Raw genomic sequence first — 25528 nt, forward strand, 5'->3', positions numbered from 1 at the left:
CGACAGGGATACGCCGCCCGCCTCCCCTTTTGCGGGGTGGGAAGCGGGCGGCGTCGTACGGCCGGGTGGAGCCGGTGGGCGTTACGGGCGCCAGTTCGCCAGTACGCCCTCGTAGAGCTCCTTGTCCGTGAGCTCGCGGGGGGTCTCGCCGGCGAGGAAGTGGGACGCGTTGGGGGTCTTCAGCTTGCGGAGGTAGTCGAAGGCCTTGTTCTCGGGGTCGCCGAAGGCGACGAACGAGAAGTGGACGGCGGGGTGGGTCTTCGCGGCGTCCGTGAGGGCCTGGGTGGCCGGGGTCTTGGCGTCGGGGGCGCCGTCCGTCTGGAAGACCACCAGGGCGGGGCCCTCCGTGGTGCCGGACGCCGTGGCCTTGTCGTGGTGGGCGAGGACGGCCTCCACGGCGGCGTGGTAGCTGGTGCGGCCCATGCGGCCGAGGTCCGCGTGCAGGGTGTCGATCTTGTTCTCGTGGTTGTCGAGGGTGATCTCGCCGGTGCCGTCGAGTTCGGTGGAGAAGAAGACGACGGGGACGGTGGCCTCGGGGTCGAGGTGCGCCGCGAGGGCGAGGGTCTGCTCGGCGAGGGCCTGGGCGGAGCCGTCCTTGTAGTACGGGCGCATGGACGCGGAGCGGTCGAGGACGAGGTAGACCTTGGCGCGGGTGCCGGTGAGGTCGTTCTTGTCCAGGGCGGTTGCTGCGGCCTTGTACGCGGTGGTGAGGCCGGGGGCGTGGGACTTGACGCGGGTGAGGGGGAGGGCGGGGCCGGTGGGGGTGGTCCTGGCCTTGGCCTTGGCCTCGGCTCCGCCTTCGGCCGTGTCGTTCCCACCCGCACCACCCGTGCGGCTTTCGTCGGCGGGTGCGGGTGGCCCCTGTGGGGCCTTCTCGCCGTCGGCGGCCGCGGGCTCGGGCGTCGCGTCCGGCTTGGTCTTGGGCGCGGTCTTGGACGCCGGCTTCGAGGCCGACTTGGTCGCGGTCTTGGACTTCGCCGTGGCCGTGGCCTTCGTCTGCGTGGTCTTCTTCGCCGTCGCCTTGGCCGCGGGCTTCGCCTCCGCCTCTGCCTCCGCCTCTGCCTTGGCGGCAGGCTTCGGTTCGGCTTCTGCGGCGGGGGCCTCGGCCTTGGACTCCGCCTTCGGCGTCTCGGACGCGGCGTCGGCCTTGTCTTCGGCCTTCGCGTCCGCCGTGGCCGCGGGCTTCGCCTCCGCCTCTGCCTTGGCGGCAGGCTTCGGTTCGGTCTCGGGCTCCGGGGCTGCTTCCGGCTCGGTTTCCGGCTTCGGCGTCTCGGTCGCGGCGTCGGCCTTGTCTTCGGCCTTCGCGTCCGCCTTGGTCGCGGGCTTCGCCTTCGCCTCCGCCTTGGCGGCAGGCTTCGGTTCGGCTTCCGCGGCGGGCGCGGCGGCCTCGGCCTCAGGCTCCGGGGCTGCTTCCGGCTCCGGCTCCGGCTTCGGTTCCGGCTTCACCGTCTCGGCCGCGGCGTCGGGCTTGTCCTCGGCCTCGGTCTTGCCCTCAGCCTTCGCCTTCGCCTTCGCCTTCGTCTTCGGCTCAGCCTCAGCCTTCGGCTCTGCCGCCACCGGCGTCTCTGCCGCCGGGTCGCTGGCCTCCCGCTGCTCCGGCTTCCCGTCCGACTCCGTCGACCGCGTGGGGCGGGGGACCGTCACGTTGTCGAAGGCCGCGGACACGAGGTCGTGTTCGTCGTCCGTCGTGGGGGACGGCGAGCCCGGGGCGACGCGGGGTTCCGGGACGCTCGCCGTCGGCTCGGGGGCCGGTTCCGGGGAGGGGGACGGGAGCTTGGGGTCCGTCGTGGGGGCCGGGGAGGCGCCGGTCGTGGCCTCCGGCTCGACCGTCGTGGTCCGCGCCGCACCCTCCGCCTCGGCGGTCCGCGACTTGCGGGACCGTCCGAACGCGTTCCGCAACCGAGTGAGAATGCCCATGTGCGCGCAACCCTTCGCGTGAGTTGAAGCCCGTCAATCCCTGGCCAGGACGGACACGTAAGGTTAGCGGCCCTCCTGGGTGATCTTGGGCAGGGTCGGGTGTGGGCGGCCCGGTCTGTCAAGGGCGCATCCGGTCCCGGTGGGTGTCGGCGGCTTGAACAGGTGCAACCCCCGTACAGCTGCCGCGGGTTCACTCGTTGTTCATCGGGGCGCCCGGCTACCGCACATACGTGCCCCTACGGTCACGCTGACACCAAGGGCATCCAAGGAGAGCAAAGTGCGCAAGCTGCTGCCGTTGATCGGAACGCCGTCCGGTTCGCACCCTGGTGGCCGGTCCGCCATGACCTGCCGATTCCGGTGTGGTGACGCCTGTTTCCACGAGGTGCCCAACACCAGTGCCAACGCCTACGTCGGTGATGTGATCGCCGGGGCGCTCAGCCGGCGTGCGATGGTGCGGGCCGCGGCGGTCGTCACCGTGGCCGCCGCGGGCGCGGGCGCCGTGGGGGTCGCGCAGGCGCCCGCGGCGAGCGCCGCACCGGCCGCCTCCGAAGGCGCCCCGGCCGCCCGGCGCACGCACAAGGGCGCCCGCGGGCTGCGGTTCTCCCCCGTCGCGCCCAACACCGCCGACGCCGTGACCGTGCCGGAGGGCTACCGGCAGAACGTCGTCATCCGGTGGGGCGAGCCGATCCTGCGCGGTGCCCCGGCCTTCGACCCGGAGCGGCAGAGCGCCAAGGCCCAGGCCGGGCAGTTCGGGTACAACTGCGACTTCCTCGCCCTGCTCCCGCTGCCCGGGGAGCACGGCCGGCAGGTGCTCGTGGCCAACCACGAGTACACCGACGAGATCCTGATGTTCCGCGGCTACGACGCCGCGAACCCCACCCGTGAGCAGGCCGAGATCGCCTGGGCCGCGCACGGCCTGTCGGCCGTCGTGGTGGAGGAGGACCGCAGGAGCGGCCGGCTCACCGCCGTGTCCCGGCACCACCTCAACCGCCGGGTCACCGCCACCACCGCGTTCCGGCTCACCGGCCCCGCCGCCGGATCCGACCTGCTCAAGACCTCCGCCGACCCGACCGGCACCAAGGTGCTCGGCACCCTCAACAACTGCTCCGGCGGCGTCACCCCGTGGGGCACGACCCTGCACGGCGAGGAGAACTTCAACCAGTACTTCGCCAACGCCTCGCGTGCCACCGACAAGCGCTACGGGATCGGGTCCGGGGCGACCGAGCGCAAGTGGGAGCGGTTCGACGAGCGGTTCGACGTCGCCCGGGAGCCGAACGAGGTCCACCGGTTCGGGTACGTCGTCGAGTTCGACCCGTACGACCCCCACTCCACGCCCCGCAAGCACACCGCGCTCGGGCGGTTCAAGCACGAGGCCGCGACCGTGCGGCTGACGCACGACGGGCGGCCGGTCGTGTACTCCGGTGACGACGAGCGGTTCGACTACTTCTACAAGTTCGTCGGCAGCAAGCGGATGAAGCACGGCCACAGCCGCGCCGTGCGGGAGCACAACCTGTCCCTCCTCGACGAGGGGACGCTGTACGTCGCCAGGCTGACCGGCGACTCGCCGGCCCTGGAGATCGACGGCACGGGCAAGCTGCCCGGCGACGGGGAGTTCGACGGCGGCGGCGAGTGGATCCCGCTGGCCACCGCCACCGCGAAGGGCGCCGTCTCGCACGTGGAGGGCATGAGCGCCGAGGAGGTGTTCGTCTTCACGCGGCTGGCCGGTGACAAGGTCGGCGCCACCAAGATGGACCGGCCCGAGGACATCGAGCCCAACCCGGTCACCGGCAAGGTGTACGTCGCCCTCACGAACAACTCCAACCGCGGCGTCAGCTCCAACCCGAAGGCGGACGAGGCCAATCCGCGGCACGCCAACAAGCACGGGCACGTGCTGGAGCTGACCGAGCACTGGAACCGGCCGGAGAGCACGCGGTTCGCCTGGTCGCTGTTCCTCGTCGCCGGTGACCCGGAGGACCCGGCGACGTACTTCGCGGGCTTCCCGAAGGAGGGCGTGAGCCCGATCTCCTGCCCGGACAACGTGGCCTTCGACCCGCACGGCAACCTGTGGATCTCCACCGACGGCGCCCAGCTCGGCTCGCACGACGGCCTGTTCGGCGTGGCGACCCGGGGGGAGCGGCGCGGTGAGCTGAAGCAGTTCCTGACCGTGCCGAAGGGGGCGGAGACCTGCGGGCCGATCATCCAGGACCGGCGCGTGCTGGTCGCCGTGCAGCACCCGGGCGAGATCGACGGGGCGACCGTGGAGAAGCCCGCCAGCAGCTGGCCCGACGGACCCGGCAGGTACGTCCGCCCGGCCGTCGTGGCCGTGTGGCGCGCCGACGGACGCGACATCGGCGTCTGACGGCCGCGCCACGGGCAGGGCGTCACGGGAGGGCCGGACTCGGGGGTCTGCGGGGGCCGTCGGGCGCCGGCCGGTCCGGGCGGCGCCACTCCCGGTAGGCCGGGGCCTGCCGGGCCACCTCCCCGTACGCCTCCTTCAGGGCGGGGTAGACGCCGTCCAGGTCCGTCTCGGTACGGGCCGCGGCGATCAGCCGCACGCCGAGCGGGTCGCCCCTCAGCCGGCGGACCGCCATGTCGGGGCGGGGGGTGCGGGTCGGCTGGCAGACGGTGACGACCTCGCCGGTCGCGACCAGGACGTCGGCCGTGTGGTAGTCGCCGTGCAGGAGATGGGGGCTGACACCGGCGTCGCGGAACATCCGCAGGACGGCGTCCCACTCGCCGTCGACCGTGGGGTCGATCATCCAGCGGTCGCCGGCCAGGTCGGCCACGTCGACCTCCTGCTTGACGGCCGCCGGGTGGTCCGCGGGCAGCGAGACGCACTGCGGTTCGCGCTCGACCAGGACGCGCAGCCGCAGTTCCGCCGGGACGCGCAGGGGACAGCCCTCCACCTCGTGCACGAAGGCGACGTCGAGCCGGCCCGCGGCGACCATGTGCAGCAGGGCGTTCGGGGAGACGTTCATGTGCAGACTGGGGTTGTGGCCGCGGGCGCGCAGCCGGCGCAGCCAGCCCGCCAGGGCCTTGCTGGCGGTGGCGCCGATGCGCAGTTCGGTGCCGCCGGTGGCCGCGGCCCTCGCCTCGGTGACCAGCAGGTGCAGGTCGCTCATCAGCGGACGGGCCCGGCTCAGGACCAGGCGCCCCAGCGGGGTGGGGCGGCAGCCGGTGTGCGAGCGCAGGAACAGCGGGCCGCCCAGCTCCTGCTCGATCCGGCGCAGTTGTGTGCTCAGCGACGGCTGGGAAACGCCCAGCTGCCGGGCGGCGCTGTGCAGACTGCCGGTGTCGGCTATGGCGCACAGCGCGCGGAGGTGCCTCACCTCGAGCTCCATGCTCTGTGAGGCTAAAGCGGAATCGCAGCGTTAACCAGCCACATAATTCACCGCTAAATCAGGTGAACTGGGCAGCCGATAGCTCCGGCCTATCCCCGGTTGCCATCATCACAGGCGGCGCACAGCCATCGAGACTCACCGGTGAGACTCAACCCCCACCCAAGGAGTCATCGATGCGTAAGTACACGTCCGCCCTGGCGGTCCTCGGTCTCGGCCTCGCCACGGCCGGTCTCGGTACGGCCCTCCCCGCCGCGGCCGCCCCGGTCGCGGAGCCGCACGCCGGGTTCGTCGCCAAGTCGTCCGCGCCGTCCGCCGGTTCGGACGCGAGCAGAGCGTTCTTCCAGGCGGTCCTGAAGTCCGTCGCGGAGAAGCGCGCCGAGAACCCGAGCGCCGCCGCGGCGGTCACCGTCGTCTACGACGCCTCCCGGGCGCCGTCGTTCAGCACCCAGATAGCGCGCAGCACCCAGATCTGGAACAGCTCGGTGACGAACGTGCGCCTCCAGGCGGGCTCCGCGTCGACGGCCGACTTCAGCTACCGGGAGGGCAACGACTCCCGCGGCTCGTACGCCTCCACCGACGGCCACGGCCGGGGCTACATCTTCCTGGACTACCGGCAGAACCAGCAGTACAACTCCACCCGGGTCACCGCCCACGAGACCGGTCACGTCCTCGGTCTGCCCGACCACTACACCGGCCCGTGCAGCGAGCTGATGTCGGGCGGCGGTCCCGGCACGTCCTGCACCAACGCCTACCCCAACTCCGCCGAGCGGTCGCGGGTGAACCAGCTGTGGGCCAACGGCCTGGCGGCTGCCATGGACAAGGCGCTGGAGAAGTCGGCGCGCTGAGACCCCCACGCGGATACGGCCGTCCCACCGGTGGGTGGGGCGGCCGTATCCGTGTCCGCGTCTTTATCCGTGTCCGTGTCCCTATCCGTGTCCGTGTCCGTGTCCGTGTTCGGCGTGTGTCAGGGGCCCTCGTGCAGGGTGAGGTCGGTGACCACGGCCCGGTGGTCGGTGCCGGACAGGTCCAGGATGCGGGTGCGGTCCGCGGCGAACTCCCCGGACACCAGGACGTGGTCGATCTGCGCGCCGAACGTCGGGGCGGTGCGCGCCGGCCAGGTGGCCGTGCGGTCGGCGCCGTCCAGGCGGGACGCGTCGCGCAGCCCGGTGTCGAGGATGCGGCGGAAGGCGGCGTGGTCCTGCGAGGCGTTGAAGTCCCCGGCCAGGACCAGGGGGGTGCCGGGGTCGGCGCGGGCCGCGTCGCGCAGGTCGCCCAGCTCCTTCTTCCACAGGTCCACCTGCCCGGGCAGCGGAGGCATCGGATGGGCGAGCTGGAGCCGTACGGCGTGGCCGTCCACGTCGGCGACCGCCCCGGGCATGCCCATGGTGGCGCGGACACCCGGGGCGGGCCGCAGCGGGAAGCGGCTGAGGATCACGGACCCCTCGGAGCCGCCGCCCTCGACGGCCCGGCGGTGCGGGTAGTCCCGGGCGAGGTCCTGCTTCAGCCGGGTGTCGCAGGCGTGGTCGCACTCCTCGACGAACACGAGGTCCGGCTGCTCGCGGCGGACCGCGGCGACGAGGGAGGGCGTGCCCTGCCCGAACTCGACGTTGGAGGTGAGCACCCGGAACGCGGCGACCGGTCGGCCCGCGGGCTCGTCGGAGGTGCCGTACGGCTCGATGTACCAGGCCAGCACGCCGAGCAGGGCGACGCCCCAGAGCGTGCCGGGCCACCAGCGGGCCAGCAGCGTGAGCAGCAGCGCGACGGCGGTGGGGGCGAGCAGCCAGGGCAGGAAGGCCAGGAGCTGCGGGACGGGGGTGATGCCGTCGGTGTCGGCGGCCCGGCAGCCGGCGACCACGCTCACCCCGGCGAGCAGCAGGGCGGCGCACCAGGCGCCGAACCGCCGTCCGGCGGGGCGGCGCTCCGGTCCCTCGTCGGTGGCGGTCCACTCGGCGGCGGCGGTGTCCAAGGCCCGGCCCTTCCGTTCGTGCGGGTGGGATGCCCGAATCCTCCCTCAAGGACGAGCCGGGGCGGAGGAAGGTTGCCGCCGCGCATCGACGTGGGCGAGGAAGGCGGCCAGGGCGCGGTCGAACTCCTCGGGGCGTTCCAGGTTCGGCAGGTGGGCCGCGCCCTCGATGACGTGGAGCGTGGCGTCGGGCAGAGCCGCGTGCAGGGCGCGGGCGTCGGAGACGGGCGTGTAGGTGTCGTCGGCGCCCACCACGACCAGGGCGGGGACGTGCACGCGCGCCAGCAGGGCGGTGTAGTCGGGGCGGCGGGCGCGGGCGCGCAGGGCCGCTGCGGCGCCCTGCGGCGAGGTGCCCGTCATCATGGCGTGGACGTGCGCCTTGACCTGGGGGGACGCGTACGGCGCGACCATGCGCTCCAGGACCTCGTCGGCGTATCCGCCGAGACCCTCGGCGAGGAGGCGGTCGGCCATGGCGTCGCGGGTGCGCACGCCCTCCGGCGTCTCCGCGGCGGGGAAGGTGTCCGCGAGGACCAGGCCCCGCAGGCGCTCGGGGAACAGGCGGTAGCAGTCCATGACGATCTGGCCGCCCATCGACAGGCCCGCCAGGACGCAGGTGTCCACTTCCAGCTCGTCCAGCAGGGCCTCGACGTCCCGGGCGAACCCGGAGAAGTCCATGACGGCCGGGGCGGCCGGGGAGGCGCCGTAGCCCCGCAGGTCGGGGGCGACGACCCGGCGGTCCCGGGAGAAGGTCCGGATCTGCGGGGACCACATCGAGCGGTCGAAGGGGTGGCCGTGGACGAGGACCAGGGGGACCGGAGGGGTGTGCGGCTGCCGGGAGGAAGCGGGGCCCTGTGTGGGGCCTTTGTCCTCGTACGCGAGGAAGGGTGCCATGTGGACGACCCTAGGCGGCCCAACTGGTCGGTGCAATAAGATCTTTGCTCTCGGTGCAATCCTCAGGGGGACGGACGATGGGTGACTACCGGCGGATCGCCGACCGGATCGCCGACGACATCGCCGCAGGGCGGCTCACGCCGGGCCAACGGCTGCCGCCGCAACGGGTGTTCGCCCGGCGCAGGGGCATCGCCCCGTCGACCGCGGGCCGCGTCTACGGTGAACTGGTGCGGCGCGGGCTGGTCGTCGGCGAGGTCGGGCGCGGCACGTTCGTCCGGGCCACGCCGGTGCGCGCGGGCGGGCAGGCGCTCGTCGAGGCCGGGGAGGCCGTCGTGGGGGCCGGGGAGGCCGCCGCACCCGTCAACCTGGAGCTCAACTACCCGTCCGTGCCCGGGCAGCCGGAGCTGCTCGCCCCTGTTCTCGCGCCGCTGCTGCGGCCCGACGTGCTGGCCGAGGCGCTGGCGCCGGCGCCCGCCACCGGCACCCCGCAGGCCCGCGCGGCCGCGGCCGCCCTGCTCGCCACCCCGGACTGGCGGCCGGGCCCGGAGCGGCTGGTGTTCACCGGCAACGCCCGGCAGGCCATCGCCGCCGCCCTGGCCTCCCTGGTCCGGCCCGGCGGCCGGGTCGGCGTGGAGCAGCTGACGTACCCGCTGGTCAAGGAGATCGCGGGGCGGCTGGGCCTCACGCTGGTGCCGCTCGCCGGGGACGCGGCGGGGCTGCTTCCGGAGGCCGTCGCCGCCGCGCACCGCTCGGCGCCGCTGTCCGCCCTCTACGTGCAGCCGACCCTGCACAACCCGACGTCCCACACCACGCCCCGGCCCCGGCTGCTGCAACTCGCGCAGGTGGTGAGGGACTTGGAACTGCCGGTGGTGGAGGACCGCATCTGGTCCTTCCTCCAGGAGCCGGGCGACGCGCTCGCCGTGCACGCCCCGGCCCTCACCCATGTCGTGGACGGCCTGTCCAAGCGGGTCGCCCCGGGGCTGACGGCCGGTTTCCTCGTGGTGCCGCCGCACCGGGTGCCCGCCGTGGCCGACGCCGTGCGGTCGGGCGGCTGGAGCGCGGGCCGGTTCGCGCTGGAGGCGGCCGTGCGCTGGGCCCAGGAGGGCACCGTGGCGCGGCTGGTGGCGGACAAGCGGGCCCAGGCGGCCCGGCGGCAGCGGATCCTCGCCGAGGAGCTCGCGGGGTTCGCCGTACGGTCCGCCCCGGCGTCCTGCTTCGCCTGGTGGGAGCTGCCCGCGCCCTGGCGCGCCGACACCTTCACGGCTGCCGCCGCGGCCCACGGCATCGCCGTCACGCCTGGGCCGGCCTTCGCCGTGTCCCCCGGGCACACGCCCGACGCCGTCAGACTCGGCCTCGCATCGGCCGCGGAGCCGGATCTGCGGCGGGCGCTGCGGACCCTCGCGCGGCTCGCCGCGCAGCGCGGCGGGCACCGTACCGGCCCGTGAGCCAGGCGCCGAGCGCGACCGCCAGGCCGAGGGCGCACAGCAGCCAGGACACCGTGCGCAGCGTGGCCGTCAGGGCGTCGTAGACGGCGCCCGCCGCCGGGCGGTGCAGCGGGTCGGGCAGGTCGGCGAGGGTCAGGCGGCGGCCGGCCGCGACGGCGAGCACCAGCAGCGCGCCGCCCAGGGCCGTGCCGAGGCCGAGGGCGGTCACCGCGCGGCGGCGGCAGGCGGCCAGGGCGATCCCGGCGGCGGCCAGGACGGCGGCGGCGAGCGGCAGCCAGAGGGCGGCGGTCTCCAGCACGTGGTACCCCTTGCGCAGTCGGTCCGCCTCCTCGGCCGGGAGCAGCGCGATCCGGGCGTGCGTGACCGGGATGCGGTGGGCGAACGGCACATGATCGTCGGCGAGTTGCTGTTTGACGCGGGCGAGGACGGGAGCCGGGTCGACGGTGACCGGGGCGCCGTGTGCGCCGTCGTCGCGCAGGGCGCGCACCACGGCGTCGTGGACGGTCCGGTTCGTCGCGTCCCAGGCCGCGCGGAACGTCTCGGTGCGGGTGAAGGAGCGGGCCGCGTCGTGCACGAACGGGGCGATCGCACCGCGCAGCGACCCGGTGTCGAGGTCGTGCGCGGTCTCCCGCAGGACGCCGTCGCCGAGGGCGTCCGCGACCGCGAGGCGCACGTCCGGGTCGGCGGACAGCGGGGCCATCGCCCGGACGTAGCGGCCGGTGTCGGTCAGGCCGTGGGCCGCCCAGGACGCGACCGCGCCGAGCGGCAGGAGCAGGCACGCGAGGACGAGCAGAACGGCCGACAGGGCGTTCCGCAGGCGTGGGGGCGCCTGCGCGGCGGCGGGCGCCCGCTGGGGCTCGGGCACCCTTCCAGGCAAGGCGCCCCCGTCCGGGCCCGCGACCGCTGCACCGGGGCCCGGCCCCGCCCCGCAGTCCGGTGACCGCGCTCACCTGCGTGAACGGGCGCCGGGGCGGCCGCCGCCGGGCTCACCCGGACGGGTGGCCCGACGGGAGCCGGAACCGGCGGGTCAGGTGCGGTCGAGGGCCGCTCGATCCTCGCGGGTGAAGAAGCGGTAGACGTTGATCAGCAGGACGCCCACCCCGGTCACCAGCCCCACCCCGGCGGAGCTGAGGACGGACAGGTTGCTCTGGCTGGCGAGGAAACCGGCCGCGCAGCCGGCGAACACGAACCACACCACGGCGTGCGGGATGCGCCCCAGCCGTGGCGACACGCGCCAGAGGGCGGCGAACACCACCGCGAAGACCAGCGCGGTGACGAAGCCGAACAGCAGGTTCCAGCCGGTGATGGGCCCGCCGAAGCGCCGGTTGGCCGCGGCCCAGAAGCCGTAGATCAGCCCCAGGGCGACGGGCAGTGCCACGTTCAGGGCGGCGTGGGTGCGGGCGCTGAGGATGTCGGGCCTGCGCCGCTGCCGGGCCATCCTGCGTGGAGCGGGTGCCGCATGAGCCATGAGAGCTCTCCTCTCTGTCCCTGCCCCTGCTCTCCAGGGCACACCGGCGCGCCGGTACGGGCAAGTCGGCGGACGCGGCGCGCAACGGGATGCGGCCGGTGCGGGCCCGTGATTCGCTGATGCGGTGAGCCGCCAGCGCACGGGGCACGGCCCGTTCGACCGGTACGCCCGGGCCGGCCGCGGGGACGTCGTGCGACGGCAGGAGCTGCTGCGGGTGCGGGGGCGCAGCGTGGCCTGGGCGCCGCCGCTGCTGCTGCTTGTCGCGATCCTGTTCGGCGACTGGAACACCACCGGCGACTTCCGCATGGTGTCCTGGATCGTGCTGGTGCCGGGCATCGCCGCCGCGCTGTGCGGGGTGGGGGGAACGGCCGTGTTCGCGCTGCTGTCCCTCGTCGCCTACGTCCTGGCGGACGGGGCCTGGCCGCACGAGTACCAGGCCGGACCGGCCGACTTCGTCCTCGTGGCCATCGGCGGCGTCCTCGCCGTGCTGGCCTGCGTGGTCCGGGTGCGCGACGAGCACCGCGCGCTGCACCTGGGCGACGTCACCGACACCATCCGGCGCACGGTGCTGCGCCCGCTGCCACCGGGCTGGGGCGGGCTCGACCACGCCGGGGTCTACCTCACCGCCGACGCCCACGCCCGCGTCGGCGGCGACTTCTACGACATCCAGCCCGGCCCGCACGGCACCCGCGTGCTGCTCGGCGACGTGCAGGGCAAAGGGCTGGGGGCGGTGGAGGCGGCCGCCGCGCTGCTCGGCACGTTCCGGGAGGCCGCCTACCACGAGGCGGACCTGGCGACGGTCGCCGAGCGGCTGGAGACGCGGATGCTCCGGCACCGCCGGCACACGGTCGCCCTGGGCCGCTCGGACGGCGACCGGTTCGCCACGGCCGTCCTGCTCGGCTTCCCGGACGACGACCCGGGGGTCGTGGACCTGATGCTGTTCGGCCACGAGGCACCGCTCGCCGTCGGCCCGGGCGGGGTCCGCCGCCTGGCGGCCGAGCCCGGGCTGCCGCTGGGCCTGCGGGACCTTTCGCCCGGCCCGCCCCGGGCGCGGCGGGTGCCGGTCTGCGCCGGGGAGACGCTGCTGCTGGTGACGGACGGGGTGACCGAGGCCCGCGACGCGGCGGGGGCGTTCTACCGGCCGGCCGAGGACATCGCCCGGGCCGTCGCCGAGGACCCGGGCGTCACCGAGCCCACCCGGCTCGCCGCGTTCGTCCGCGACGGCACGCTGCGGCACGGCGGCGGGCGCCTCGCCGACGACACCACGATCTTCACCATCCGCCGCCACCCCACCCCCGACACTCCGGCCCCCGCCCCCGTCCCCGGCGGCCACCCCCCGCCCTCCGGCACCCCCGTCTCCGAAAACTGATCCCCCGCCCCCGGCGGCCACCCCGCGCCCTCCGGCACCCCCATCTCCGGAGGATGATCCCCCGCCCCCGGCGGCCACCCCCCGCCCTCCGGCACCCCCATCACCGGAGGCTGATCCCCCGCCCCCGGCGGTCACGCCCGCGCCCGTGGCGCCCCCGCCTCCAGGAGCCGTGCCTCCGGCGGCTAGCCCCGCCCCCGGCACCTCCGCCTCCGGCCCGCGTCCGGGAACCCCCGTCTCCGGCGGTGGCGGTGGCGGTGGCGCCGTCGCGTGACGCACCCCGTCCGGCGCGCACGCGGCGCCTGCCCGGGGGCGTGGAGAGGCCCCCGGGAGGCGGACGTTGGTGGTCCGTTGCCCCTCCGCGCCGTCGCAGCGGTTACGGTGCTGCCGTAGGCGATCGACGCGAGGGGGAGGGACGATGCCGGGAACCGTGCTGCTGCTGGCGGCCTCGCCGGTGGGCCGAGGGCGTCTGGTCGACGCCGCCTCCGTGCTTCCCGTCCTCGCGGCCGTGCCGCCCGCCGTACTGGCCGGCACGGACACCGCCAACGTCGTCGAACTCGCCGATCCGCTGGAGCCGCAGGCCGTCCTCACCCGGCTGCGCGCCGCCGCCGCGGCCCCCGGCCCGCTCACCGTGTACGTCGCCGGCCAGCTCCAGCTCGACCGTCGCCAGCGACTGCCCCACCTGGCGCTGGCCCGCACCACCGCCTCCACCGCCCGCTACACGGCGTTCCCCTGGCACTGGTTCCGCGAGGAGCTGCGGCTGCGGCCGGCCGGCGCCACCACCCTCCTGGTCGACCTGCACGCCGACGCCGAGACATGGGAGCTGCTGCGCGCCATCCCGCTGGACTCGGGGCGCGGCAACGCCGTCCACGGCCGTATCGCGCCGCCGCCGTCCCGGCGCACGGTCGCGGAACCCGCGTACATGAAGGCCGTCGCGACGATCCTGCGCAGCGGATTCAGGCCGCCCGCCGGGCAGTTGCACGAACAGGCGCTGGCGCGGATCGCGCCGGGGAGCGCGGGCCGGGACCTGGTGCTGAACACGCCCGGCCCGGTCGGCGGGGACCCGCACGCCGCCCTGGCCGCCGCCGTGCGGGCCGGCCGGCACGCCGACGCCGACGCCTTGGCCGCCCGGCACGAGCAGGCCGCCGTCGCCGCGCACGGACCCGCCTCCGAGGAGGCCCTGCACTGGGCCGAGGTCCGCGCCGACGTGGCGATGCTCGCCGGGGACGCCGCCCGCAGCTGCCGCACCTGGCTGACCGTCGCCACCACCCGCCTCAACGCCGGGCAGGCACCCGACGCCCCCGCGGTGGAGTCCGCGGCGGACCGGGCCCACCACCAGTGGGGGCGGATCCGCGATCCGCTCCGCGCCCGCGAACTGGGCCCGGCACTCGCCGTGTTGCGCAGCCGCGTGCCGGGCCGGCGCGAGGGGGCGCTCGACCATGTGCAGCGGCAGCTGCGGCAGTTGCAGACCCAGCCCTGAGACCCCGGGGGCACGTCACGGGTCTGCCGCCGGGGCCGGGTCGGGTGTCATGATGGCGGGATGACAGAGGGGGACCGAGTGGCTGTCTTAGGCGTACGCGTCCGGCTGGGTGCCGGCGCGACCATGGAGGACGTCAGAGCGCTGCGGGCGTGGCTGGAGCGCGACGAGCCGCTGGAGGAGCTGCTCTCGGGCGGGCACCTGCGCATCGAGGAGCGGACCACGGCCGACGGGCCGAAGGGACGCCTCGGGCCGGACGTGGAACTCGTCCTCCAACTGCTCGGCGACGTCGCCACGATCGCGGCGCTGACCGAGTACACCGCCCGCGCGGTGAAGACCTGGAAGAACAACCGCCGCAGGCTCCAGGGCGGCGAACCCGATTCGGACATCCGCCCGTTGGGACCCGACGGGGAGTAGCCGGGTGAGCCGCTTCGACCCGCGCGGCAGAGCGAACCGGGCGCTGCTGGCCGGCGTGTCCGAGTACGACCACACGGCACCCGACCCCCAGGGGGTCAGCGGACAGCTGCCCGCCGTCCGCCACAACCGCAAGGTGCTGGAGGACGCCCTGCACCGGGGCGGGGTCTTCCGCGCGGGCGAGATACGGGTGCTGGCGTCCCCGGCGCCGGACGACTTCACCGGCGAACTGCGCCGCGCCGTCCGCGAGACCGACGGTGTGCTGCTGCTGTACTTCGCCGGGCACGCCGTCGTCACCGACACCTCCGTGCACAAGCTGCACCTGCAGATGCGCACCGCGCGGATGGTCGCGGGCGAGGAACTGCCCGGCGCGGTGAGCTTCGCGGGCGTGCTGGGCGAACTGTGCGCCCCGGAGAGCCGCCCCGAGCGGGTCCTGGTGATCCTGGACTGCTGCTACGCGGGTAACGCCGCCGAGATCTGGCACCGTTTCGAGGCGCCGCAGGAGCGCAAGGAACGGGTCCTGCTGCTGATGAGCGTGCAGCCCAACCGGTACATCCTGGGCGGCGACGCCGACGGTGCGACGCCGTTCACCCACGAGGTGGCGCGCTTCCTCGACGAGGGCGGGGAGGTGTGGCTGTCCACGCTGTACCCCGCGCTGAAGCAGCGGATGGCCGCGGCGGGTTACCGGGCGGAGGACGACGACCTCCAGAAGCCGCAGGCCCTGGCCCCGCCCTGGAACCCGGACGCCGACGTGCTGCTGGCGGCCGGACCGGTCCCCGCGCCCCCCGCGCCGGGCCCCGTCCACGACCCGGACCCCCACCCCGCCCCGGACCCGCACCCCGCCCCGGATCCCGGCCGCGACCCGAACCCTCCGGGGCCCCCGCCCAAGCCCTGGCCGGTCAGGGCCGCCCGGGCCCTCGCCGGCCGTCTGGGCCGCACCGCCCTCACGCTGCTGCTGGCGCTGCTCGCCACCGGCGCCGGCGGCTACGGCCTCTACACCCTGATCGGCGACTCCGGGGACTGCGGCCCGGCCCTGGAGTTGCGGCTGCTCGTCGACCCGGACCTGGAACCGGCGCTGAACGCCGCCCGGGACGACTTCCTCACCTCCGGCGCCAACCGCACCGACGAGGGCTGCCGGCGCAGCGGCATCACGGTCTACAGCGCGGCCGCCGCCGACGTGGTGACCGCGCTGGGGGAGCGCACCGACGCCTGGCAGAAGCCCCGCGAGGACGTCAACCCGCAGCGCGACATCGGCCCGCAGCCGGACGTGTGGATCCCCGCCACCCGTGCGACCGCCGAGCGGGCCGTCGTCGACGCCGCCCGGCAGGACCGCGTCTTCGCTGCACTGGAGCCGGACACCGAGCCGTTCGCGTACTCGCCGATCGTGCTGGCCCTGCCGGACGGCCTCGACACGGGCGTCGCACGGACCGGGCAGTCCGTGACCTCCCTGGTCGGCGCCCTGGAGGAGGCGGACCGGGCGGCCGAGGTGCACCGCCCGGACCCGGACTTCACCGACGCGGCCCTGCTGGCGACGGTGGGCCTGTACGGCGAGGACGCCCCCGCCCGGGGTGCCGAACGCCTGCTCACGCGCGCGGGGCGGCCCGAGCCGTCGGCCGTGCGGCTGCTGTGCACGCTGCCGGACACCGACGCCGTGGACAACCGCAGTGCCGCCCTCGTGCCGGAGTTCCTGCTGGAGAGCGGCACCGGCTGCGACTCGGCCACCCGCGTCGCGCGCACCGCCGCCTACCCCGACGACGTGCCCCCGCTGGAGCCCACGTTCGTGCGGGTGCGCTGGGAGGACGGCGACCGGGACGCGGACGCGCGGGACGACGCGGTGCGCCGCTTCCGGGCCTGGCTGACGGGTGCGGAAGGCCGGGCGGTACTCGGCGAGCAGGGCTTCCGCTCGCCCTCCGGTGCCCACGCGCTCCTCGACCCGGGACGGGTCCCCGCGGGGTTCACGGCGTCCGTCCGTCCCGTGAAGTCGGCCGAGGCGGCGGCGCTGGACCTGACCCTGGAGCGGTACCGCAGGGCCCACGGGAACGGCCGGGTCCTGTACCTCCTCGACAGCTCCGGCTCGATGGCCCGGGTGTGGAAGGGACCCAGCGGCGGCCCCGGCATCCTCGGGCAGACGCTGCCGGGGCTCGGCGGGGAGGACGAGTACGGCGTGTGGGCGGTGCACGGCACCGGCCGGAGCACCCACACCCAGGTGCTGGGCTTCGGCACCCACGCCCGCGCCGAGGCCGAGGACAGGCTCGACGCCGCGCGCTGGCGGGACGCGGAGGCCGACCCGGCCGCGGCGCTGGAGGACGCCCTGGAGTTCATGCGCGAGCGGGGCAGCGGCGACGACCGTCCGCAGCTCATCGTGTACCTCAGCGACGGCGAGGACGACGACCGGCTGACCGGCGAGGCCCTCGCCGCGGTCGAGCGGCGGGCCCGCACCTCGGGCGTCCCGGTGGTGATGGCGTCCCTGAACAGCTGGGGCTGCGACCGGAACCGCCCGGCGCGCAGGATCGCCGACGCCGCCCGGGGCAGCTGCCTGGACACCGGGGACGACCTCGTGGCCATGGTGCACGACGAGGTGTCCCGCATCGGATCGGGGGAGGAATGATGGTCCGCCGCGTGACGGCCGCCGCACTGTCCCTGCTGTCGCTCGTCGCGCTCGCCTCCTGCACCGGCGGGGGCACGCAGGAACAGCCGCCGGAGACCGACCCGCCCCGGATCGTGGTGGCCAGCGGGCAGGACGTCACCGGCAAGAACGGCATCCGCCAGCAGCTCATCGACGTGTGGAACGACCGCCAGGGCGAGCACGGCTACCGGGCCCGGCTCGTCGAACTCCCCGGCTCCGCCGACCAGCAGCGCAGCCAGCTGCTCGGCGCACTCCAGTCCGGCAGCGCCGAGTACGACGTGGTGAACCTGGACGTGACGTGGGTCCCGGAGTTCGCCGCGGCCGGGGTGATCCGGCCACTGACCGGTGCGGCCGTCGAGTCGCCCGGGGACATCATCCCGTCCGTGGACAGCACGGCCCACTGGGACGGCGAGCGGTACGCGGTGCCGTTCAACAGCGACGTCGGGCTGCTCTACTACCGCAAGGACCGGCTGCGGGAGATCGGCGCCTCGCGGACCGACCTGAGCGCGGGCGTCACCTGGGACGAGGTGCGGGAGTGGATCAGCACCGAACCCCCCGACCCCGCGCCGGAGGACTTCGGGGACGGCTGGACCACCCAGCTCGCCCCCTACGAGGGCCGCACCGTCAACGCGATCGAGGCGTTCGCCTCGGCCGAGCCGGACTTCGCGCTCACCGACGACCGGGGCCGCTACGCCGCCGACGCCGCGCAGCTGACGGCCGGGGTGACCGAACTGCGCGAACGCACCGCCCGGCCCTACACGCTGGAGGAGGCCGCCGAGTCCCGGGAGGCCGAGTCCCTCAGCGCCTTCGCCGAGGGCCGCGCGATCTTCCTGCGGCACTGGCCCTACGTCTACCCGGCGCTGCGCGAGACGTTCGGCGACGACCTCGGCGTGACGCAGCTGCCCGGCAAGGCGGTGCTCGGCGGGCAGAACCTCGCCGTCGCCTCCTCCGCGTCCGAGCGGCGGGCCGCGAAGGCCGCCGAGCTCATCGCGTTCCTCACCGACCCCGACAGCGAACGCTGCCTGCTGCGCGCCGGGTTCGCCGCGACCCGGACCTCCGCCTACCTCGACTCCGGCTCGGCCCCGGAGTGCCGGCACGTCGCCGCCTACGCCGAGACGCCGTCGGCGTCCCCCACCGGCGAGAGCGCCGAGCACACGGTGCCCGACCTGCTGCCGTCCGGGGGCAGCTACTTCCGCCACGTCCTGCGGCCGGCGCTCCAGGAGGCCGTCCACCGCCCCCGCACCCCCCTGTACGGCGCGGTGACCCAGACCCTCATCACCGGCCTGGACCCCCTGTACGACCGCAAGAAGGACCGCCCCTCCGACGCGGAGATCGGACGCCGGCTCGACGCCGCCCTGCGCGAGATCCTGCCGGACTGACTTATCCGATTCGCCCCACCTGTGCGCAGCCGGGCGCTTACGCTCGGCGACGGAACGACAGGGGCGCCCCAGGGCGTTCGGACCCGGGGGTGACCGCTTCATGGCCAACGTCCGTCGACTCGACCCCACCGCGTCGCCGCTGGACTACTTCGGCTCGGAGCTGCGCCGCTGCCGCGAGGCCGCGGGGTTGTCCCAGAAGGAGCTGGGCGACTGCATCTACTGCACGGGCTCACTGGTGGGCCAGATCGAGACGGCCCACAAGGTCCCCACGAGGGAGTTCGCGGAACGCGCGGACGCGGCCCTCATGACCGACGGCTGCTTCTCGCGGCTGGTGGGGTTGGTGCTGCGCAGCCGTTTGCCGACCTGGTTCCAGGCCTACGCCGAGATGGAGGCTCGGGCGACGTACATCTCCGCGTATCAGGGGCAGTTGATCTACGGACTCCTGCAGACTACGGAGTATGCGCAAGCGGTCCTCACGACGGGCATGCCGGGCAACGTCGACGAACTCGTGGCGGCTCGAATGGAGCGCCAGCGCCTCCTGGCGTGCGGGCAACCGCCGCTGATCCTGGTGGTGCTGGACGAGGCGGCGTTGCATCGGCCGATCGGTGGCCGGGCGATCATGCGGGCGCAACTTGCTCACCTGTTGAGCTTTCGGGACCACCGCTGGGTGAGCGTCCAGGTGCTGCCCTTCGAGTCCGGTGAACACGCGGGCCTCATCGGCTCCTTCAACATTCTCCGCTTCGCCGACGACCCGGAGATCGTCTACACCGAGGACATGATCTCCGGCCACACGACGGCCAACCCCGACACTGTCAGGGAAGCCGCCCGCCGCTACGCTTCCTTGCAGGCCGCTGCCCTCTCGGTGAGGGACTCCGCGGCACTGATCGCTCGCGTGATGGAGGAGCGCTATGGGGAGCAGCCGGAACGTGACCGAACCGCGGTGGCGCAGGTCGTCGTACAGCGGCAATACGGGCGGTGATTGCGTCGAGGTCGCCGAACTTCCGTCCGCCGTTGCAGTCCGAGACTCCAAGCACCTCGGCGTCGGAATGGTCAGCTTCTCCCCGGAGGCCTACACCGCCTTCATCGCCGCTGTGAAGTCATGACCCGTAAAACGGAGTTCACCGAAGCGCACTGGCGTAAGTCGTCCTACAGCGGAAACACCGGCGGCGAGTGCGTGGAGGTCGCTCAACTCGGGTCGACCGTCGCCGTGCGGGACTCCAAGAACCTCCGCGGCGGAATGATCAGCCTGTCACCGGAGGCCTACGCCGCCTTCGTCGGTCACGTCACTGTGGAGTGACGGCTCGGGGCGGTGCTCCCCCGCCCTCGCCGGGCCCGCGTTCGCGGCCAGCAGCAGCGTGGCCACGGCGACGAGCGCGGCGGTGAAGCCTCGGGCGTACCGCTCGGCGGTGCGTGTGCGTTCGAGCACGGCGACCTCGCAACTGGGGCGGCTCCTGCGACGGGCAACGTATTAAGCAGGTTCGACAAATCTGCTTAACACTCCGTTTAACCTAGGGGCTGTTCCGGCCGAACGGCAAGAGGCACAAGGGGAGTTGGCGTGGGGGAGCGTGACGACCCGGGGACCATCGGGCGCCGGGTGCAGCGGTTGCGTGTGGAGCGCGGACTGACCCAGCGGCAGCTGGCGGAACCCGTGTACACACCCGCCTACATCTCCACCCTGGAGTCCGGCCGGGTGCGTCCCTCCGACGACGCCCTGCGGCATCTCGCCGGCCGGCTCGGTGTCGCGTTCGACGAGCTGGCCACCGGCCACTCCGCCCGCCTCGTGACCGAACTGCGGCTGCGGCTGACCGAGGCGCAGCGCACTCTCGCCCTGGGCGAGGCCGAGGCGGCGGCGGAGCAGTACACCGGGCTGCTGGCCGAGGCCGAGACGCACGGCCTGCCGGCCGAGCAGTCCGCCGCGCTGCTGGGACTGGGCGAGTGCGCCCTGGAGACGGGCGAGCTGGTGACCGGCCGGGAGCACTTCGAACGGGCCGAGGCCTGCCTGGCCGGTGCGCCGCTGCCCGCCCGGGTACCGGCCCTGCGCGGCCGGGCCGTCGCGCACTACCTCGCCGGTGAACTGCGCTACGCCGTCTACCTGCTGGAGACGGCCCTGGACGAGCTGAACCGCGGCGGTCTGCACGATCCGGACGCCCTGCTGCTGCTCTACGCCAGCGCCATCGGCCCGTACATGGACATGGGCGCGCACGCCCGGGCCGCCCAGGCCGCCGAGTTCGCCCTGGCGCTCGCCCCGCAGTCCGGCGACCCGGCCCTGGTGGCCCGGATGCACCGGTCGGTGGCCCGCACCCTGGTCGCCGAGGGCCGGCTCGCCGAGGCCGACGCGTCCCTGGCCAAGGCCGCCGAGCTGTACCGGGGTCTGCAGATCCGCACCGAGCTCGCCAACTGCCACTGGATGCGCGGCTACGTCTACGCCCAGGACGGCCGGCTGGAGCGGGCGGAGGAGGAGCTGCGCGAAGCCCTCGGCATGCTGTCGGCCCGCCGCGCGGCCCTCTACAGCAGTCAGGTCGCCGTGGAACTGGCCGACGTGCTGCACCGGCGCGGCAGGTCGGCGGAGGCCGAGGCCCTGCTGCACGACGTGCTGGAGCACCTGACGTCCGAGCGCGGTGCCGTGCACTCCGCCGCCGCGCACCGGCTGCTGGGCATCATCGCGGAGGACGCCCGCCGCACCGAGGACGCCGAGGAGCACTACGTGCGCGCCCTCAGCCTGCTGGAGCGGGCCGGGGCGGCCGGTGACCTCGCCGACCTGTGCCGGCTGCTCGGCGACCTGCTGCGGCGCACCGGGCGGGTGGAGGCGGCCCTGGACGCGTACCGGACGGGACTGGGCCACCGTACGGCCCCCGGCACCACCACCCTGGGACCCGCTCCTGCGCAGCCCCCGCTGTGAGGGTTTTGCCCCACCGGCACCGGGTAGTCGGGCCGGGATCGCGGGATGCACGCACCGGCCGGGTGCCGGTGCGCGTGCGCCCGTGACCCGTCGACGGTGTGTGCCGCGGTGATCGAAGGAGGCGGTGGCCCGTGCGGCCCAGGCACGACCCCCGAGGCGCCCCGGACGGCGAACCGGGCTGCGGCGCGGGCGGCGAGCTGGAGGTGGACGGGCTCCAGGCCGTCGACGCGATCGCCCGGGGCGTGCGCGGCGCCGAGCCCGTGGAGGTGCCGGGGCGGTTGTGCCGGGTGGCCGTGGAACTGCTGCCGGTGACGGGTGCCAGCGTCTCGCTGCGCAGCGACGGCATGCCGGTCCAGCTCAGCGCCAGCAGCGAGGAGGCCGCGCACCTGGCGCACATCCAGGCCACCCTGGGGGACGGCCCGTGCCAGAGCGCGCTGGAGGACGGTGCGCCCGTGCTCGCCTGCGACCTGACGACCGGCGCGGACGCCGGCCGCTGGCCGGTCTTCGCCCAGCAGGCCACGGCGGCCGGGGTGCGCGCGGTCTACGCGGTGCCGCTCGGCAACGAATCGGTGTGCGTCGGCACCCTCGACCTGTACCGCGACCGGCCCGGCGGCCTGTCCGAGCGGCAGCTGCACGTCGCCCGGATCGTGGCCGGGGTCATGACCGTGGCCCTGATGTCCCTGCCCCGCGGGGACGACCCCGAGGTCCCCGACGGCGAGGCCTGGCTGAGCGGGCTCGGCGCGGACCACGACGCCGTCTACCAGGCCGTCGGCATGATCATGGCGCAGCTCGGCGTGTCGGCCGACGAGGCGCTCGCCCGGCTGCGGGCCGACGCCTTCTCGCGCGGCCTCACCGCCCTCGACGCGGCCCGCGACGTGATCACCCACCGCAAACGCTTCGACCGGGACTGACGGACGCGCCGGGGGCGCCTCAGATCTGTGCCCGGCCCGACCTGCCGAGGTCGGCCAGCCGCTGCGCGCCGACCTGCACGGCGTGCCGGGTGACCTCCTCGTACACCTCGCCCAGACCGGCGTTGGTGACGGTGACGGCCTGCTCCCCGACGCGGACGCCCGCGATGTCGAACGTGAGGTAGGTCGACTCCCCGTCCTCCGTCTCACCGGCCAGGGTCACCCGCAGGGCCCGGCGGGCGTCCCCGGCCGAGGGCAGCGGCAGCTCGGAGACCTGCACCTCCTGGACGCCGCCGCGGGAGGCCGTCGCCTCGAACCGGCCGCAGCGCTCCGGCAGCGTCCCCAGCCAGTCGAGGGCGCGGTCGGCGTCCGCCGGGCGGTGGACGGCGACCTGGTAGCGCAGCTGGGCGTCGGTCTCGTCGTCGTCGAGCGCCGACTCCGCGCGCGGGCCGCGGGGGGCGCCGAACAGCTCCTCCGTGTACAGGACGTCCAGCAGCCGCCGGCACTCCGGGTCCTCGGTGGTGCCCTTGAGCACGCCGTCCCGCCACGTGCGGGCGCCCCGCGTCGGCACCCACGGCTCCCCCAGGTCGGCCTCGGTGATCAGCGCGGCCCTGACCAGCGCCGCGGCGAGGTCACCCCCCGGGGCGACGGGCTGCTTGCCGGCCGGTGACGCGGTGGTCGGCGAGGGCGGGACGGTGAACCACCGGGGCCGCGGTTCCTCCTGGAGCGAGCAGCCGGCCGCGGCGGGCAGGACGGTCAGGGACAGCGCGGCGAGCAGGAGGGCACGGGCGGCGGCCGGAGAACGGGTCATCGGGTGCCTCCTGAGGGCGGGCCGGGGCTCGGCCGGGATCTTCGGTGCTCTCACGGCACCACCGCGCCCGCGCGTCCACCAGCGTGACGGTCCGTCCGGGTGAGGAACGGCGGGGGAGCAGCGCGGCGGCGGCGCCGGGCCCGGAAATCGCCTCGCCCCGGCCTCGCCGTGCCTGTTACGTTCGCGCCATGCAGCGCGTCCAGCCCTTCCCGTCCGCCACGACGACGCCGGAGAGTGTCCCGGCGCGCTGACAGCTGACCCAGTGTCCGAAGCCCCGGGGCGAGTGCCCCGGGGCTTCGTCGCGCGGTGCTCGCTCCGTCCCCCTGGAGGAGCCCTCATGCACGACCACCGCCGACTCGGCCGTGAACTGGACCTGTTCGACACCGACCCGCTGATGGGCGCGGGACTGCCGTACTGGCTGCCCGACGGCGCGGTCGTGCGGCACACCCTGGAGGAGTACGTCCGCGACGCGGAGCGCCGGGCCGGGTACCGGCACGTGTACTCGCCCGTCCTCGGCAAACGGGAGCTGTACGAGATCTCCGGCCACTGGGACCACTACGGCGACGACATGTTCCCGCCGATGGACCTGGGCGCCGAACAGGTCCTGCTGCGCCCCAGCCTGTGCCCCCACCACGCCCTGATCTACCGCGCACGCTCCCGCAGCCACCGCGAACTGCCGTTGCGGATCGCGGAGGTGGGCGGCATGTACCGCTCCGAGCTGTCCGGGGTGCTGGGCGGGCTGACCCGGGTACGGGCCATCACCCTCAACGACGCCCACATCTTCTGCACCCTGGAGCAGGCCGTCGAGGAGGCCCGCGCCGCGCTGGAACTGATCGCCCGTGCCTACGCCGACCTGGGCATCAGCGCCGCCCGCCACCGGCTCTCCCTGCCCGGCGAGGGCGGCAAGTACGTGGCCGACCCGGAGCTGTGGCGGCGCGCCACCGCCCTGCTCCGCGAGGTCCTGGACGGCTCCGGCATCGCCTACGAGGAGGCCGGGGGCGAGGCCGCCTTCTACGGGCCCAAGATCGACGTGCAGATCACCGACCCGGCCGGGCGGGAGGCCACCCTGTCCACCGTCCAGATCGACTTCCACCAGCCCGAGCGCTTCGACCTGCGCTACATCGGGCCCGACGGCGCCCGGCACCGCCCGGTCATGGTCCACCGGAGCGTCATCGGCAGCGTGGAGCGCGCGGTCGCCCACCTGCTCGAGGCGCACGGCGGCGCCTTCCCGGTGTGGCTGGCCCCGGTGCAGCTGGTGATCCTGCCCGTCGGTCAGGAGCAGGCCGGGCCCGCCCACGACCTGGCCCGGAGCGCGCTCGGCCTCGGCCTGCGCGCCGAGGTCGCCGGTCCCGACCGGGGCACCCTCGCCGCGCGCGTCCGCGAGGCCCGGCTGGTGCCGTACCAGGCGGTGATCGGCGCCCGGGAGGCCACCGCGGGGCTGGTGGCGCCTCGTCTGCGCGACGGCCGCCGCCCCGGCGCCCTGCCCGCCGGGGAGCTGCTGCGCCGGATCGCGGAACGGGCCGCGGCGCGCGGGACCGGCCTGTGGGAGGGGGACGAGGCGGGCCCCGCACGGCCGTAGGGTCGCCGGTGGAGCCTCGGGCGTACCAGTGGAAGGAGCCCCGCCGTGACGGACGGTCAGCGCATCCCGGTGATCATCGACTGCGACACCGGCGTCGACGACGCCCTCGCCCTGCTGTTCGCGGTACGGCATCCGGCGCTCGACCTGCGGGCGGTCACCTGCGTGGCCGGGAACACGGACGTCGACGGGGTGGTCCGCAACACCCTGACCGTGCTGGAACGGGCCGGGGCCGGGGACGTCCCCGTCGCCCGGGGCGCCGAGCGGCCGCTGATCGAGGCGCCCCGCTCGGCCCGGCACGTGCACGGGCACGACGGCATGGGCGACCTGGGCCTGCCGGCCCCCGCCCGCGAGCCCGCCGGTGTCGACGCCGTCACCCTGCTGCGGCGCGAGATCCTCGCCTCCCCGCGGCCGGTCACCCTCGTGCCCACCGCCCCCCTCACCAACATCGCGCTGCTCCTGCGCACCCATCCGGAGGTGGTGCGCAACATCGAGCGGATCGTCTTCATGGGCGGCGCGGCGGCGACGGGCAACGCCACTCCCGTCGCGGAGTTCAACGTCTGGCACGACCCGGAGGCCGCCGCGATCCTGCTCACCGCGGGGGTGCCGATCACGATGTACGGGCTGGACGTGTTCACCCGGGTCGTCGTCCCGGCGGCGGACGTACGGCGCCTGCGCGCGAGCCGCGAACCGGGTGCGCGGCTGGCCGGCGACCTGCTCGCCCACCGCCCGGCCCACCCGGGCAGCCGCCCGGACGACCCCGCCGAGACGGCCGGCGGCCTCGGCGACGCGGGCGCGGTGTGCGCGGTCGCCGACCCGGAGGGCCTGACCACCCACCGCCTCCCGGTGGAGATCTCCCTCGCGCCCGGCCCCACCCGCGGCATGACCGTCGTGGACCGCCGCCCCCGCCCCGGCGAGTCCGAACTGCACGAGGGCATCCGGGAGCAGGCCCTGGTGGACGTCGGCCTGGACGTGGACGTGGAGCGCTACGTGAAGCTGTATCTGTCGACGGTCGAGGGGTGACGGGCGCCCCGGCACCCACACGGT

Annotated in this window: 22 protein-coding genes; 15 read left to right on the plus strand and 7 right to left on the minus strand. The window is 74.9% G+C overall.

Annotated elements, in window-relative coordinates; all coding sequences use genetic code 11:
• Positions 1-81 precede the first annotated feature (81 nt).
• Positions 82-1917, minus strand: a complete 1836-nt coding sequence (locus ACZ6ZN_RS21570) for a VWA domain-containing protein (RefSeq protein WP_469648488.1) — start codon at positions 1915-1917, stop codon at positions 82-84.
• 277 nt (positions 1918-2194) lie between these two features.
• On the opposite strand from ACZ6ZN_RS21570, the gene ACZ6ZN_RS21575 reads away from it, so the two are divergent.
• Positions 2195-4276, plus strand: a complete 2082-nt coding sequence (locus ACZ6ZN_RS21575; protein ID WP_469648490.1) for a PhoX family protein — start codon at positions 2195-2197, stop codon at positions 4274-4276.
• A 22-nt stretch (positions 4277-4298) separates the two neighbouring features.
• Here the strand turns inward: ACZ6ZN_RS21575 and ACZ6ZN_RS21580 are convergent, their stop codons facing one another.
• Complete coding sequence (locus ACZ6ZN_RS21580) at positions 4299-5258, minus strand: LysR family transcriptional regulator (protein WP_469648491.1); 960 nt, start codon at positions 5256-5258, stop codon at positions 4299-4301.
• Positions 5259-5431: 173 nt separating this feature from the next.
• Between ACZ6ZN_RS21580 and snpA the strand changes: the two genes are divergently transcribed.
• Positions 5432-6103: a snapalysin gene (snpA, locus tag ACZ6ZN_RS21585; RefSeq protein ID WP_398109093.1), complete on the plus strand. Its 672-nt coding sequence runs from the start codon at positions 5432-5434 to the stop codon at positions 6101-6103.
• Between the two features lie 119 nt (positions 6104-6222).
• On the opposite strand, the gene ACZ6ZN_RS21590 is transcribed toward snpA, so the two are convergent.
• Both ACZ6ZN_RS21590 and ACZ6ZN_RS21595 read right to left on the minus strand, forming a co-directional pair.
• On the minus strand, positions 6223-7224 hold the full coding sequence (locus tag ACZ6ZN_RS21590) for an endonuclease/exonuclease/phosphatase family protein (protein WP_469648495.1): 1002 nt from the start codon (positions 7222-7224) through the stop codon (positions 6223-6225).
• Positions 7225-7269: 45 nt separating this feature from the next.
• Complete coding sequence (locus ACZ6ZN_RS21595) at positions 7270-8112, minus strand: alpha/beta fold hydrolase (RefSeq protein WP_469648498.1); 843 nt, start codon at positions 8110-8112, stop codon at positions 7270-7272.
• A 77-nt stretch (positions 8113-8189) separates the two neighbouring features.
• On the opposite strand from ACZ6ZN_RS21595, the gene ACZ6ZN_RS21600 reads away from it, so the two are divergent.
• Positions 8190-9557: an aminotransferase-like domain-containing protein gene (locus ACZ6ZN_RS21600; RefSeq protein WP_469648503.1), complete on the plus strand. Its 1368-nt coding sequence runs from the start codon at positions 8190-8192 to the stop codon at positions 9555-9557.
• Here ACZ6ZN_RS21600 and ACZ6ZN_RS21605 read toward each other — a convergent pair.
• Both ACZ6ZN_RS21605 and ACZ6ZN_RS21610 read right to left on the minus strand, forming a co-directional pair.
• Entirely contained in the window at positions 9454-10422 is a 969-nt protein-coding gene (locus tag ACZ6ZN_RS21605) for a hypothetical protein (RefSeq protein WP_469648504.1), read from the minus strand. The genes ACZ6ZN_RS21600 and ACZ6ZN_RS21605 overlap by 104 nt on opposite strands.
• 162 nt (positions 10423-10584) lie before the next feature.
• Complete coding sequence (locus ACZ6ZN_RS21610) at positions 10585-11025, minus strand: hypothetical protein (protein WP_469648505.1); 441 nt, start codon at positions 11023-11025, stop codon at positions 10585-10587.
• 124 nt (positions 11026-11149) lie between these two features.
• Between ACZ6ZN_RS21610 and ACZ6ZN_RS21615 the strand changes: the two genes are divergently transcribed.
• From ACZ6ZN_RS21615 to ACZ6ZN_RS21660, 10 genes are all read left to right on the plus strand, one after another.
• On the plus strand, positions 11150-12394 hold the full coding sequence (locus tag ACZ6ZN_RS21615; protein ID WP_469648507.1) for a PP2C family protein-serine/threonine phosphatase: 1245 nt from the start codon (positions 11150-11152) through the stop codon (positions 12392-12394).
• Between the two features lie 415 nt (positions 12395-12809).
• A complete protein-coding gene (locus ACZ6ZN_RS21620; protein WP_469648510.1) occupies positions 12810-13871 on the plus strand; it encodes a serine/threonine-protein kinase in 1062 nt (353 codons plus the stop codon).
• Between the two features lie 123 nt (positions 13872-13994).
• The gene (locus tag ACZ6ZN_RS21625) at positions 13995-14285 is read left to right on the plus strand and encodes a hypothetical protein (RefSeq protein WP_333932011.1); all 291 of its coding nucleotides are present in this window, start codon (positions 13995-13997) and stop codon (positions 14283-14285) included.
• A gap of 4 nt (positions 14286-14289) precedes the next feature.
• Positions 14290-16890 carry a hypothetical protein gene (locus ACZ6ZN_RS21630; protein WP_469648513.1) on the plus strand — a complete coding sequence of 867 codons (2601 nt, stop codon included), beginning with the start codon at positions 14290-14292 and terminating at the stop codon, positions 16888-16890.
• On the plus strand, positions 16890-18287 hold the full coding sequence (locus ACZ6ZN_RS21635) for an extracellular solute-binding protein (protein ID WP_469648933.1): 1398 nt from the start codon (positions 16890-16892) through the stop codon (positions 18285-18287). Before ACZ6ZN_RS21630 ends, ACZ6ZN_RS21635 begins: the two co-directional genes overlap by 1 nt.
• A 100-nt stretch (positions 18288-18387) precedes the next feature.
• Positions 18388-19266 (plus strand): helix-turn-helix domain-containing protein, encoded by an 879-nt coding sequence (locus tag ACZ6ZN_RS21640; RefSeq protein ID WP_469648516.1) that lies wholly within the window; start codon positions 18388-18390, stop codon positions 19264-19266.
• Positions 19196-19390 carry a DUF397 domain-containing protein gene (locus ACZ6ZN_RS21645; RefSeq protein ID WP_469648519.1) on the plus strand — a complete coding sequence of 65 codons (195 nt, stop codon included), beginning with the start codon at positions 19196-19198 and terminating at the stop codon, positions 19388-19390. Before ACZ6ZN_RS21640 ends, ACZ6ZN_RS21645 begins: the two co-directional genes overlap by 71 nt.
• Positions 19387-19584, plus strand: a complete 198-nt coding sequence (locus ACZ6ZN_RS21650) for a DUF397 domain-containing protein (RefSeq protein ID WP_469648521.1) — start codon at positions 19387-19389, stop codon at positions 19582-19584. Before ACZ6ZN_RS21645 ends, ACZ6ZN_RS21650 begins: the two co-directional genes overlap by 4 nt.
• Before the next feature lie 258 nt (positions 19585-19842).
• On the plus strand, positions 19843-21186 hold the full coding sequence (locus ACZ6ZN_RS21655) for a helix-turn-helix domain-containing protein (protein ID WP_398109080.1): 1344 nt from the start codon (positions 19843-19845) through the stop codon (positions 21184-21186).
• Positions 21187-21317: 131 nt separating this feature from the next.
• Positions 21318-22097: a GAF and ANTAR domain-containing protein gene (locus tag ACZ6ZN_RS21660; RefSeq protein ID WP_451875886.1), complete on the plus strand. Its 780-nt coding sequence runs from the start codon at positions 21318-21320 to the stop codon at positions 22095-22097.
• 19 nt (positions 22098-22116) lie between these two features.
• Here the strand turns inward: ACZ6ZN_RS21660 and ACZ6ZN_RS21665 are convergent, their stop codons facing one another.
• On the minus strand, positions 22117-22905 hold the full coding sequence (locus ACZ6ZN_RS21665; protein ID WP_398109078.1) for a hypothetical protein: 789 nt from the start codon (positions 22903-22905) through the stop codon (positions 22117-22119).
• A 337-nt stretch (positions 22906-23242) separates the two neighbouring features.
• Here ACZ6ZN_RS21665 and thrS point away from each other — a divergent pair, with 337 nt between their 5' ends.
• Both thrS and ACZ6ZN_RS21675 read left to right on the plus strand, forming a co-directional pair.
• A complete protein-coding gene (gene thrS, locus ACZ6ZN_RS21670; RefSeq protein WP_469648526.1) occupies positions 23243-24484 on the plus strand; it encodes a threonine--tRNA ligase in 1242 nt (413 codons plus the stop codon).
• A 45-nt stretch (positions 24485-24529) separates the two neighbouring features.
• Entirely contained in the window at positions 24530-25504 is a 975-nt protein-coding gene (locus tag ACZ6ZN_RS21675; RefSeq protein ID WP_451875883.1) for a nucleoside hydrolase, read from the plus strand.
• The last annotated feature ends 24 nt before the right edge of the window (positions 25505-25528 follow it).

This window comes from Streptomyces sp. NPDC053665 (assembly GCF_055585285.1).

Excerpts from the sequence above, each read along its gene's own strand:
- ACZ6ZN_RS21645 (WP_469648519.1), top strand. The coding sequence starts at position 19,196 with ATGGGGAGCAGCCGGAACGTGACCGAACCGCGGTGGCGCAGGTCGTCG.
- ACZ6ZN_RS21635 (WP_469648933.1), top strand. The coding sequence starts at position 16,890 with ATGGTCCGCCGCGTGACGGCCGCCGCACTGTCCCTGCTGTCGCTCGTC.
- ACZ6ZN_RS21665 (WP_398109078.1), bottom strand. The coding sequence starts at position 22,905 with ATGACCCGTTCTCCGGCCGCCGCCCGTGCCCTCCTGCTCGCCGCGCTG.
- ACZ6ZN_RS21625 (WP_333932011.1), top strand. The coding sequence starts at position 13,995 with ATGGAGGACGTCAGAGCGCTGCGGGCGTGGCTGGAGCGCGACGAGCCG.
- ACZ6ZN_RS21580 (WP_469648491.1), bottom strand. The coding sequence starts at position 5,258 with ATGGAGCTCGAGGTGAGGCACCTCCGCGCGCTGTGCGCCATAGCCGAC.
- ACZ6ZN_RS21650 (WP_469648521.1), top strand. The coding sequence starts at position 19,387 with ATGACCCGTAAAACGGAGTTCACCGAAGCGCACTGGCGTAAGTCGTCC.
- ACZ6ZN_RS21640 (WP_469648516.1), top strand. The coding sequence starts at position 18,388 with ATGGCCAACGTCCGTCGACTCGACCCCACCGCGTCGCCGCTGGACTAC.
- ACZ6ZN_RS21595 (WP_469648498.1), bottom strand. The coding sequence starts at position 8,112 with ATGGCACCCTTCCTCGCGTACGAGGACAAAGGCCCCACACAGGGCCCC.
- ACZ6ZN_RS21610 (WP_469648505.1), bottom strand. The coding sequence starts at position 11,025 with ATGGCTCATGCGGCACCCGCTCCACGCAGGATGGCCCGGCAGCGGCGC.
- ACZ6ZN_RS21570 (WP_469648488.1), bottom strand. The coding sequence starts at position 1,917 with ATGGGCATTCTCACTCGGTTGCGGAACGCGTTCGGACGGTCCCGCAAG.
- ACZ6ZN_RS21620 (WP_469648510.1), top strand. The coding sequence starts at position 12,810 with ATGCCGGGAACCGTGCTGCTGCTGGCGGCCTCGCCGGTGGGCCGAGGG.
- snpA (WP_398109093.1), top strand. The coding sequence starts at position 5,432 with ATGCGTAAGTACACGTCCGCCCTGGCGGTCCTCGGTCTCGGCCTCGCC.
- ACZ6ZN_RS21600 (WP_469648503.1), top strand. The coding sequence starts at position 8,190 with ATGGGTGACTACCGGCGGATCGCCGACCGGATCGCCGACGACATCGCC.
- thrS (WP_469648526.1), top strand. The coding sequence starts at position 23,243 with ATGCACGACCACCGCCGACTCGGCCGTGAACTGGACCTGTTCGACACC.